The sequence below is a fragment of the Nitriliruptor sp. genome (genome assembly GCF_040882075.1).
GTDB lineage: Bacteria > Actinomycetota > Nitriliruptoria > Nitriliruptorales > Nitriliruptoraceae > Nitriliruptor.
This window is the reverse complement of sequence record NZ_JBBEBZ010000014.1, coordinates 35,373-46,002: the sequence shown is the minus strand read 5'-3', so window position 1 is coordinate 46,002 and position 10,630 is coordinate 35,373. Positions and strand designations below refer to the sequence as shown.

At 72.8% G+C, this 10,630-nt stretch carries 10 protein-coding genes; 7 read left to right on the top strand and 3 right to left on the bottom strand.

Going from position 1 to position 10,630, the window contains the following annotated elements; translation table 11 throughout:
* Positions 1–113: 113 nt before the first annotated feature.
* Complete coding sequence (locus WEB03_RS01260; protein WP_368069157.1) at positions 114–3,866, bottom strand: homocysteine S-methyltransferase family protein; 3,753 nt, start codon at positions 3,864–3,866, stop codon at positions 114–116.
* 243 nt (positions 3,867–4,109) lie between these two features.
* Here WEB03_RS01260 and WEB03_RS01255 point away from each other — a divergent pair, with 243 nt between their 5' ends.
* The 4 genes from WEB03_RS01255 (at position 4,110) to WEB03_RS01240 (ending at position 6,738) form a co-directional block, all read left to right on the top strand.
* Positions 4,110–4,631, top strand: coding sequence for a hypothetical protein (locus WEB03_RS01255; RefSeq protein WP_368069156.1), 522 nt, complete (start codon positions 4,110–4,112; stop codon positions 4,629–4,631).
* Between the two features lie 56 nt (positions 4,632–4,687).
* Positions 4,688–5,167, top strand: a complete 480-nt coding sequence (locus tag WEB03_RS01250) for a hypothetical protein (protein WP_368069155.1) — start codon at positions 4,688–4,690, stop codon at positions 5,165–5,167.
* 85 nt (positions 5,168–5,252) lie between these two features.
* The gene (locus WEB03_RS01245) at positions 5,253–5,930 is read left to right on the top strand and encodes a hypothetical protein (protein WP_368069154.1); all 678 of its coding nucleotides are present in this window, start codon (positions 5,253–5,255) and stop codon (positions 5,928–5,930) included.
* Positions 5,923–6,738 carry a PKD domain-containing protein gene (locus WEB03_RS01240; RefSeq protein WP_368069153.1) on the top strand — a complete coding sequence of 272 codons (816 nt, stop codon included), beginning with the start codon at positions 5,923–5,925 and terminating at the stop codon, positions 6,736–6,738. Before WEB03_RS01245 ends, WEB03_RS01240 begins: the two co-directional genes overlap by 8 nt.
* 20 nt (positions 6,739–6,758) lie before the next feature.
* Here WEB03_RS01240 and WEB03_RS01235 read toward each other — a convergent pair whose 3' ends face one another.
* Positions 6,759–8,348, bottom strand: coding sequence for a serine/threonine-protein kinase (locus WEB03_RS01235; protein ID WP_368069152.1), 1,590 nt, complete (start codon positions 8,346–8,348; stop codon positions 6,759–6,761).
* A 186-nt stretch (positions 8,349–8,534) separates the two neighbouring features.
* Here WEB03_RS01235 and WEB03_RS01230 point away from each other — a divergent pair, with 186 nt between their 5' ends.
* Together WEB03_RS01230 and WEB03_RS01225 are read left to right on the top strand one after the other, a co-directional pair.
* Positions 8,535–9,500: a LysM peptidoglycan-binding domain-containing protein gene (locus WEB03_RS01230; RefSeq protein ID WP_368069151.1), complete on the top strand. Its 966-nt coding sequence runs from the start codon at positions 8,535–8,537 to the stop codon at positions 9,498–9,500.
* Positions 9,497–10,057, top strand: coding sequence for a DUF2642 domain-containing protein (locus WEB03_RS01225; protein WP_368069150.1), 561 nt, complete (start codon positions 9,497–9,499; stop codon positions 10,055–10,057). The genes WEB03_RS01230 and WEB03_RS01225 overlap by 4 nt, the downstream gene beginning before the upstream one ends.
* A gap of 48 nt (positions 10,058–10,105) precedes the next feature.
* Here WEB03_RS01225 and WEB03_RS01220 read toward each other — a convergent pair whose 3' ends face one another.
* Positions 10,106–10,342: a helix-turn-helix domain-containing protein gene (locus tag WEB03_RS01220; RefSeq protein ID WP_368069149.1), complete on the bottom strand. Its 237-nt coding sequence runs from the start codon at positions 10,340–10,342 to the stop codon at positions 10,106–10,108.
* A 103-nt stretch (positions 10,343–10,445) separates the two neighbouring features.
* Between WEB03_RS01220 and WEB03_RS01215 the strand changes: the two genes are divergently transcribed.
* Positions 10,446–10,630, top strand: a 185-nt coding sequence (locus WEB03_RS01215) for a hypothetical protein (RefSeq protein WP_368069148.1), incomplete at its 3' end; no start/stop codon positions are given.

Below are 10,630 nucleotides of genomic sequence, written 5' to 3'. Positions count from 1 at the left end.
CGGTAGGCGTGGAGGGGCACGGGCGCCCCTTGTGGTCTACCGGTAGGCGTGGAGGGGCACGGGCGCCCCTTGTGGTCTACCGGTAGGCGCGACGCCCTCCGGCTGGTCGCTGCTCACCTCGCGTTGAAGTACTTCGCCTCCGGGTGGTGGACGACGATCGCGGAGGTGGACTGTTCGGGGTGGAGCATGAACTCGTCGGTCAGCTCGACGCCGATCCGTGACGGGTCCACCAGCTCGAACAGCTGCTCCTGCATCTCGAGGTCCGGACACGCTGCGTAGCCGAAGGAGTACCGCGACCCGCGGTAGCCCTGGCGGAACCAGTCCTGCACGGTCGGACCGTCGTCGCCGGCGAGACCGAGCTCCTCACGGATCCGACGGTGCCACAGCTCGGCGAGCGCCTCGGCCATCTCGACCCCGAACCCGTGGGCGAACAGGTAGTCCTGGTAGCGGTCCTGCGCGAACAGCTCCTGCGCGACCTCGCTGATCCGGTGGCCCATCGTGACGACCTGCACCGCCAGGACGTCGGGGATGCCGCCGTCGGCCGGGCGGAAGAAGTCGGCGATGTTCAGGAACCGGCCTTTGGTCTGGCGCGGGAAGGGGAAACGCACGAGCTCGCGTTCCAGCGGTGCCTCCGGGTCCCAGACCACCAGGTCGTCGCCGTCGCCGTTGGCGGGGTAGTAGCCGTAGACGACCTCGGGGGTGATGACCTTGTCGGCCTTGGCGCGGGCGAGCCACTCGCGCAGCACCGGCCGTGCTTCGCGGTCGAGCAGCTCCTGGTACTGATCCGGTGTGCCCTCGCCGGGACCGAAGCCCCACTGGTTGCGGAACAGCGCGACCTGGTTGAGCAGCGGTGCCACCTCGTCCACGGGCACGCCGCGGACCACCCGCTGCCCCCAGAACGGCGGCTGCGGCACCTCGACGTCGGAGGCCACGTCGGACCTGGGTCGGCCCTGCGTATCGACCGCCGGGGGCGCTTCCTGCGCGCGGGTCCGCGTCGGCTTGCGGCGTTCACGCCGCTCGCCGAACCCCTCGGGGCGGGCCGCGTCCGCGCCGTCGGCCATCACCGTGTCCAACACGGTCAGCCCCTCGAAGGCGTCCTTGCAGTAGAAGACCTCGCCCTCGTAGGTGGCGCGCAGATCGTCCTCGACGTAGCCGCGCGTCAGCGCTGCGCCACCGAGCAGCACCGGGTAGCGCGCCAGGCCGCGGTGGTTCATCTCCTCGAGGTTGTCCTTCATGACCACGGTCGACTTCACCAGCAGCCCGGACATCCCGATCGCGTCGACCCCGTGCTCCTCGGCGGCCTGGAGGATGGCGTCGATCGGCTGCTTGATGCCGATGTTGTGCACGTCGTAGCCGTTGTTGCGCAGGATGATGTCGACCAGGTTCTTGCCGATGTCGTGCACGTCGCCCTTGACCGTGGCCAGCAGGATCGAGCCCTTGGTCGACGACCCACCACCCGACGCCTCGATGTGGGGTTCGAGGTAGGCGACCGCGGTCTTCATAGCCTCGGCGGACTGCAGGACGAACGGCAGCTGCATGGCACCGGACGCGAACAGCTGCCCGACCTCCTTCATGCCGCCGAGGAGGTGGGTGTTGATGATGTCGAGCGGCGGGATGTCGGCCAGCGCCTCGTCGAGGTCGGCTTCGATCCCCTCGCGCTCGCCGTCCACGATGCGTCGGTGCAGCCGCTCGGTGAGCGGCAGGTCGGCGAGTTGCTCGCGGTCGTCCTGCTCGACCTCGCCCTCGAACAGCGCCATGAAGTGGTGCAGCGGGTCGTACTTCGCGCCCTGCTCGGCAGCACCATCGGAGGTGCCCGCCGCGCCGCGACGGTCGTGGATCAGGTCGAGCGCGGTGACCACCTGTTCGTCGGGGATGCGGTGCAGCGGCAGGATCTTGCCGGGGTGCACGATCGCCGAGGTCAGGCCCCGGTCGATGGTCTCCTTGAGGAACACCGAGTTGAGGACCTGGCGCGCGGCGGCGGACAGGCCGAACGAGATGTTGGAGACCCCGAGCGTGGTGCCGCACCCGGGGACCAGCGACCCGATGCGCTCGATCGCGTCGAGCGTCTCCTTCGCGTCGCCGCGCAGGTCCTCCTGGCCGGACCCGAGCGGGAAGGTGAGCATGTCGAAGATGAGGTCCTGCGGTTCGAGCCCGAACTCGTCGATCGCGATGCGTGCGATGCTCTCGCACACGCGCAGCTTCCACTCGGCGGTGCGGGCCTGGCCCTCCTCGTCGATCGCCAGGACCACGACCGCCGCCCCGTAGCGCTTGGCCAGCGGCAGCAGCAGGTCGGCCTTGTTCCGACCGTCTTCGAGGTTCACCGAGTTGATGACGGCCCGACCGCCGAGCCGAAGGAGCGCGGCCTCGACGACGTCGAGCTGGGTCGAGTCGATGACGAGCGGCAGGGTCGACTGGGTCGCGTAGCGGTCGACCACCTCGATCATGTCGGGGGCACCCTCGCGGCCGACGTAGTCCACGCAGACGTCGAGGACGTGCGCGCCTTCGCGGGTCTGGGACTTGGCGAGCGCGACGGTCGCGTCCCAGTCCTCGGCGAGGAGGATCTCCTTGAACGCCTTCGAGCCGTTGGCGTTCGCGCGCTCGCCGATGGTGAGGAACGCGGTGTCCTGCTCGAGCGTCACCGCGCTGTAGAGCGAGGCGAGCGACGGTCGGTACTCGACCACGACCGGGGTCGGCGCTGGCGCGCCTCCCGCCCCCTCCATCGGCCGCCCAGGAGACCCATCTGGGCCGGCCTCGATCCTCCCCGAGGGGAGGCGCCGGTCCGCCGGGGTCGGCGCTGGCGCGTCGGACTCGTCCGCGTCGGACACGACGAGCGACCCGGCGAGGCCCGGCTTGGCGAGGCCCGGGCGGTCCAGCACGCGCGGCCGGGGCATCAGCCCCGTGACCGCGTCGACCACGGCGGCCAGGTGCGCGGGGGTCGTGCCGCAGCAGCCGCCGACGATGGCGACCCCGAGCTCGGTGACGAACTCGCGCTGTGCCGCGGCCAGGCCCTCGGGGTCGAGCGGGTAGACGGTGTCGCCGTCGACCAGCGCCGGCATCCCCGCGTTCGGCACGATGCTGATCGGCAGGCGCGAGGACCGAGCCAGCGTGCGGACGTGTTCGCGCATGTCCTCGGGTCCGGTGGCGCAGTTCATCCCGAGCACGTCGATACCGAGCGGGTCGAGGGCCGCGATCGCGGCCAGCGGCTCGGTGCCGAGGAGCATCGTGTTGATGCCCTTCTCGACGGTGAACTGCACCAGCACCGGGACGCGCTCGCCGCGCTCGACGAAGACGTCGTTGGCGGCGGCGACCGCCGCCTTGATCTGCAGCAGGTCGAAGCTGGTCTCGATCAGCAGCGCGTCGGTGCCGCCGTCGAGCAGACCGCGGATCTGGCGCCGGTAGCCGTCCTCCATCGTCGGGACGTCGATGAAGTCGTTGGTGGTCGCGGGATCCTTGCCGAGCGACAGGGTGGGGGAGCGGGTCCCGGGTCCGATCGACCCGACCACGAACCGTGGCTTCTCGGGCGTCGAGAACGCGTCGCAGGCCTCGCGGGCCAGCCTCGCTGCCGCCTCGTTCAGCTCCTCGGTCCGGTCGCCGAGGTCGTACTCGTCGAGCACCCACGGGGCACCGCCGAACGTGTCGGTCTGCACCGCGTCGCACCCCACCTCGAGGAAGGAGCGGTGGACCTCGGACACCACGTCTGGTCGGGTCGCGACCAGGATCTCGTTGCAGCCCTCGAGGTCGTGCGAGCCGAAGTCGTCGACGCCGAGGTCGAACGACTGCAGCGAGGTCCCCATCGCCCCGTCCAGCACGAGCACCCGCCGACGCAGCGCGTCGAGGAAGGGGTGGGACTCGAGGGGAGGCAGCATCGGTGGTCCGGGGGTCTCGGGGCGGTCCGGGCGGGTGCTCGACGCCGGACGAGCCGCGGGGACCGAGACTTCGGACCGCAGTGCGCAGGTCGGGAGCGTACCGGCGTGCCTCACCCCGCTCCCAGCCGGTCCCTCGCACCCCGGGCGCAGCGCGACCGCAGCGTCCGCTCGGGTGCTCACCGACCTTGCGCGCCGCGCGACGATGCGCAGACTCCACGAGGGGCAGGATCTGGGAGACGCGCGGTGGCTGTCGGGGCGGGGCAGGGCGACGAGCACGTCATCCTGGTGGTCGCGAACCGGACCCTCGCGAGCCCGGTCATCGAGGACGCGCTCGCCCACCGGGCGGCGGAACGCGGCGACGTCCGGTTCCGCGTGCACCTCGTGGTGCCGGCCACGCCGGTCGTCGGCCCCCTCTCCGGGTGGGTCGAGGCCGAACACATCCCCGCCCGGGCCTCCGAAGACCCGGGGTTCGCCCTCGCCCGGCACCGGCTGCGCAGCGGTGCGGACCGCCTGCGTGACCTCGGGTTCGAGGTCGACGGTGAGGTCGGGGACCCGGACCCCTTCGTCGCGGTCGGCCAGGTCCTGCGCCGCACCCGGGTCGACGAGATCGTGGTCTCGACCTTCGCCAGTTCGCGCTCGTCCTGGGCACGCTCGGACCTCGTGCGCCGGCTGCAGCGCCACCACGGTCTGCCCACGGCACGTCTCGAGACGGCGCTGGACGAGGTCGAACAGCCGCGGGCGGCCGCCCGCCGGTTGCACGGCTGAGCCACCGGGGCGCCCCGAGTTGCGTCCGGGCGGGTCGGGCGTGGAGCATCCGCAGCATGGCCCTCCTCTCGCGCAAACCCGACCTGCCCGCCGACCTCCACGACGCGTGGTGGTCCTTCCTCGACTGCGCGGAGGTGATCGAGGGCGGCCGTCGGGTCCTGCTCGGGACCCTGCCCACGGGTCGCGTCGAGCCGGCGCCGATCGCGGTCGGGCTCGACTCCATGCGGCAGGCGATCCGCGACGCACGGGAGTGGATGCCCCGCTGGCGTGTGGACGCTCCCGCTGACGGTGCGGCTGCGCCCGGCGGAGCCGACCCGGACCGCGTCACCGATCTCGCGCTCGCCTGGGAGCAAGCGGACCGGTCGTTGACCGAAGCCGAGACCGGGTGCGAACACGTCGCCGAGGTCGCGGCTTCGACGCGCGAGCTCGAGGAGCTGCTCACCGCGTTCCAGGACGTGATCGATCCGCTCGACACCTTCTCCGACGCGGAACGGGCGTGGCGCAAGGCCTGGAAGGTGCCGCGCGAACGCGCCTGACCAGCCGTCGACGAGCCGCCGTTCGGGCTAGCCTGCCCGAGCCAGACTGGCCGTGACGGCCGCCCAGGCGCGCCCGTCGGACCCGATGAACGCGACTGTGGGGCACACGTGCGATCCGTCACCCACCTCCTCGTGGCGACCCTGGGCTGCAGCCTTCGTCGCCTGCGGCAGCAACGGCGATGCCGAGGTCACGCCCATCGAGTCCGATGACGCCACCGCCGTCGAGCCGACGGATGCCCCGGCGCAGGACCCGAGCGACGAGTCCGCGCCCGGGCCACTGGCCGTCGACGAGGTTCCCGAGGACCTCGCGGAGGTCGACGTCGACCTCGCCCAGCGCATCGTCGACGAGCTCGACGCGGCCACCGGGGCGCTCGCCGACCAGGTCGCGGCCGACGGGGGGTTCAGCTCCGAGGCCGCCGAGGTGCACCTGCGCAGCATCTACACCGCACGGTCCGCCGCCGAGACGCGCACCATCTGGGAGGAGGTCCTGTTGCCCGGCATGCCGGATGACCCCGGCGCGCCCGTCTCGCGTGTGACCGAGGTGGTCGGCTCCAGCGGTGCGTGCGTCGTGGTCGAGGCAAAGCGGGACTACTCGGCGCTCGGTGCGGGCGACGACCTCGCCGAGCGCACCTGGACCTTGGCGCTGACGCCGACGGGTGACGGCCCGAACGAACGCAACGTGACCGTGTGGTTGATCGACACCGAGGCGGCGGCGGTGGACGTCGACGTGCCGTGTCTCGCGGAGGAGACGACCGATGCGTGACGGCTCGCGCAGACCGCGGGTGGGCACGGTGGCGTTCGCCGGGTCGGTCGTGGTCGCCTCGCTCGTGGTCGCCGTTCCGGCCGCCGCGGACGATGACTGCGCGCCCTGGTGCGCCGGGGTCGGCGACCCGGGCGGGGACGGGAACGGCGACGGTGACGGGCAGGGCCCCACCCCGGTCGGTCAGCCGTCGGGCCACGCGTGGTACGACTTCGGGCTCGACCGGGACGACGCCGATGAGCTGTGCTGGTACCCCGAGTTCCTCGGCTACCGGCCGGCAGCGCCGCCGGTGGCCGACACCTGGGCCTACGTCGACGAGCGCATCACCGAGTGGACGTCGGACGACATCGGGCCGACCCGATGTCCCGGCACCGAGGACGCGTTCGACCCCGGTGAGCTCGCGCGCTCGTTCTGGCTGTCGGCCGACCCGGACCCGAGCGCACCGCGGATCGACCCTCAGGAGGCGATCACCGGTCTGCGCACCTACCTGGTGCTCGAGGGGCCGACGACGATCGAGCTGGCGGACGACACTCCGCTCGGACGGCTGACCATCAGCGGTCGGGTCAGCTACGAGATCGACTGGGGTGACGGTCACGTGACGACCACCGATCACCAGGGGTTGCCCTACCCAGGTGGCGCGACAGAGATCACCCACGTGTACACCGACGTGGGCACCTACACGGTGACGGTGACCTCGGTGTGGTCGGGTTCGTGGACCGCGGGCGGCCTGTCGGGCGAGCTGTCCGTCCTGCGCCGGGACGCGAGCACGACGCTGCCGGTGACCGAGCGTCAGGCCGTCCGCGTCGACTGACGCGCCTGACCAGCCACGGGTCACGCGTCGGTTCGGACCTCGATGCGGTCGCAGCCGTCCTCGCCCGTGGCCACGAACGGTTCGCCGTCCGGCGTCCCCGTCGCCTGCGCGGGGCCGCTCTCGAGCTCGCCACCCTCGCCGGCGAAGCCGTCGAAGGTGAACGCCTCGCCCGTGGCGGGGCGGTAGAGGCCCGGGGACTGACGCCCATCACAGTTCCAGTCGCCGACGACCAGGAGGTCGCCGGGCTCGCCGAGCTGGTAGTGCGTCGGTGGTCCGTCGGTCCGTGGCACGGTGAGGATCTGGCGCTCGGCGTCCCAGCCGAGTTCCACGACGCACCCGCGCCCCTCGGTGTCGGCTGCCACCGCAACACCGCTGTCCTCCGGCAGCGCCGGCGCGTCCTCGCAGCGAGGCAGCTCGACCGGGAGCCGGCGGGCCTGCTCGGTCGATGCGGGTGGCGTCGGGAGCTCGTCGGGGTCGTCACCTGCGACCAAGAACGCCACGACGATCGCGATCGGGACGAGGAGGACGACGAACGCCGCCAGCAACATCGGCACACGTCGGCGATCAGGAGCTGGCGGATCCGCGGGTGCCGGCGGCGCGGGGCCGAACCGTCGGGTCAACGTCGGGTCGTCGCCGCCGGTCGACACGGTCCGGCCCGTCGGCAGGGGGCGGTCCGGGGTGGCGCGGCCTCCGGCAGGCGGGAGCGACGCATCGTCGCGTCGCCGTCCACCCGGGGCCGGCGTCTCGGGGGGAGGTGGCGTCACCGCATCGGTGCTGGGGAAGGTGCCGTCGCGCGGCGGTGTGACGGTGCTGGTCCAGGTGTCGAGCCCGGCGCGTGCCTCCTCGAGGCGGCTCGCGAGCTCCCGGACCGTCGCGAAGCGGGCTGCGGGGTCGCGGGCGAGCGCCCGTTCGATCGCGTCGGTGACCGCGACGGGTGCATCGGGGACGAGGTCAGCGAGGGGAACGTGCACCCCACGATCCGCCGCTCGCAGCGTGGCCTCGACCGTCGGTGCGGCGTAGGGCGGGCTGCCGGCCAGCGCCTCGTACAGCAGCACGCCGAGCGCGTACTGGTCGCTCGCGGGGCGCTGCTGGGCGCGCCCAGCAGCCACCTCCGGGTCGAGGTACGCCGCCGTCCCGATCGTCGCTGCGGGCGTCTCCCCGAGCAGGACGGCCGCGCCGAAGTCGGCGAGGAGCGGCTGCTCCTCGGCGTCGTAGAGCACGTTGCTGGGCTTGACGTCGCCGTGCACCACCCCGGCCGCGTGCGCGGCCGCCAACGCGTCTCCGAGCCGCGCGCCGAGATCGGCGACCGCCGCGGTGGGCAGGGAGCTCCGGGCGACGCGGTCGGCCAGGGTCCCGCCCGGCAGGAACGGGGTGACGAGCGCCACGCCGTCCCCATCGGGGGCCACGTCGAGCAGTCGGACGATGCTCGGGTGGGAGAGCCGTTCGAGGATCGCCGCCTCACGACGCACCTCGGCGACCGAGTCGCGGGTCGGCGGTGCGAGGAAGCGCTTGACCGCGACGATCCGTCCGGGGTGCGTCGCGGGTTCCGCGCGGTGGACCTCGGCGTGGGCACCGGTGCCGAGCACGCCGTGGAGCGTGTAGCCCTCCACCCGTGCCCTCCCCGTCGGCGGCTCGTGGAGCCTAACCGAGGGCTCATCCCCCGCGTCGGGGGGCACGGATTGACAGGAAAGTGTACGAACCTACGCTGTGTGTGTCGGGCGGCGACCAGCCCGGTCGACGCCGACGAGGTTGCAGCCGGACGAGCTCGCCGAGACCGGCACGGAGGGGACGACGAGGTGGACAGGTTCCGCGGCTGGCTCCCGCTGCTCGGCTGGCTCGCATCGCTCGGTGCGGGCATCGTGCTGTTCACCGCCCTCGGTGACGGTCCGCTGGAGGCCCCGCCGCTCGGTACCCCCAGCGCGTGGAGCGCGTGGGCGGCCGAGCGTGATGCGGTGACGGCGACGATCGCGATCCTGCGTCTGGTCGTGCTGGCGCTGTCGTGGTACCTCGTGGCCGTGACGACCGTCGGCCTCCTGGCCAGGTTGACCCGCGCTGCCCGGCTCGTGGCGGTCGCCGACGCGCTGTCGGTCCCGCTGGTCCGTCAACTGCTGCAGGGGGCGATCGGCCTGACGCTCGCAGCCGGGGTGGTCGCCTCCTCGTCCGGGGCCGTCCCCGCCGCCGCGTCCCGATCCGGTGGGCCGTCCACGGTCACCGCCACGGCCGTCGCGCTCGAGCGCGAGGCTGAGGGCGAGGACGGAGGGGACGACCTCACCGTGCCGCGGATGGTCGCGCTCACCAGCGAGGACGACACCGTGCCCGCCGACGGTGCCGCTGCCCGCATGGTCGCGCTCGACGCCGACGATGAGGCCACGCCCGCTGGCGGTGCCGCGGGCGCCCGCATGATCGCCGTGGACGGTGAGTCGGAGCCGACGCCGCCGACCGCCGCCATGGTCGCCGTCGACGGCACGACCGCGCGGATGGTCGGTCTCGGCCCGCCGGGCGCCGCAGCCCCGGCCGCTGACGAGGGCACCACGACCGGTGCCGAACACGAGGTGGTCGCGGGCGAGCACCTCTGGTCGATCGCGGCGGAGCACCTCAGCGCCCACCTCGGGCGTCCGGCAGCCGACGACGAGGTCGTCCCCCACTGGCGACGGGTGATCGAGCTGAACCGCGACCGGCTCGCCAACCCCGACGACCCGGACCTGATCTTCCCCGGTCAACGCCTCGTCCTCCCGGACCCGGCCGAGGCGTCGGACGCGTGAGCGACGCGAGCTGGCGCCCACCGACCGACGATCCCTTCGTCCGGCTGACCGACGAGGGACGGCTGGCCGATGCCATCCGGGAACGCAGCGAGGAACGCGATCTCCGCCAGCAGCAGAGCGAGTTCGCCACCTTCACGGGCACGATGCGCGACCTCGCCGAGGCCGGCCGCAGCGTCACGGTCCGCAGCGGCAGCGGGCGCAGCTACCAGGGGACGTTGCTCGCCGTCGCGGTCGACCACCTCGTGCTCACCGCCGGTACCGACCGTCGCATCCACATCGCGGTGGACCAGATCACCTCGGTGCAGCTCGATCCGACCTCGACCTCGGTGGTGGCCGCCGGAGAACGCGAGGCCGCGCAGGACCGGACCCTCGGCGAGGTCCTCGCCGACGCGGTCGAGGAACGACCCGTCGTCGTGCTCGTCACCCGTGGGGATGGGGAAGCCCACCGCGGTCAGCTGCTCGCGGTGGGCGAGGACGTGATCACCCTGCGAGCCGAGGGGGCCGGGGCCCGGTACCTGCCGTCCAGCGCGCTGTCGGAGGTGGTCATCGAACGCTGACGCGTTCCGCGGCGCCCGGGCGGGCCGACCGGTCCGCGGAGCGGTCGGTCAGGCGTCGGACTCGAGCTGCTGCTGGTCGGCGTAGAGGTGCTCGAGCGAACCGGGTGCGATGCGCGCTGCCTCGATGAACCCCTCGACGTCGGACTCCTGGATGCGGATGACCCGACCGAACTTGTAGGCGGTGACCTGCCCCTCGTCGATGAGCCGGTAGAGCGTCCGGTTGGCGATCCCGAGGCGACGTGCCGCCTCCTTGGTGCTCAGCCAGGTGATCTCTTCGTGTCCCATCTCGTTCCCTCCGACGTCTGACAGCGTACCTCGTACCCCTCCGGACGTCGAGCAACCAGGCTGCTAGCCTCCGCCCGGCTCGGCCGTTCGGCCGCCGAGCGAGGTGACGGACCAGAGCGCCGCGCTCGCGCGCGGACCGATGAGCGGGCCGGTCGACGAGGACCGCGCCAGCCCGGGGGGTGCCGCAGTGGCGGATATCGGCACGATGACGACGACGGACCGTGCCGGGGCGAACGAACCCGCGGAGGGCGGATCCGGGCGCCGCATCCGTCGGGCCCGGGGTCTGCC

Coding starts and splice junctions, on each gene's coding strand:
- WEB03_RS01260 (WP_368069157.1), bottom strand. CDS start 3,866: ATGCTGCCTCCCCTCGAGTCCCACCCCTTCCTCGACGCGCTGCGTCGG.
- WEB03_RS01250 (WP_368069155.1), top strand. CDS start 4,688: ATGGCCCTCCTCTCGCGCAAACCCGACCTGCCCGCCGACCTCCACGAC.
- WEB03_RS01245 (WP_368069154.1), top strand. CDS start 5,253: ATGAACGCGACTGTGGGGCACACGTGCGATCCGTCACCCACCTCCTCG.
- WEB03_RS01240 (WP_368069153.1), top strand. CDS start 5,923: ATGCGTGACGGCTCGCGCAGACCGCGGGTGGGCACGGTGGCGTTCGCC.
- WEB03_RS01220 (WP_368069149.1), bottom strand. CDS start 10,342: ATGGGACACGAAGAGATCACCTGGCTGAGCACCAAGGAGGCGGCACGT.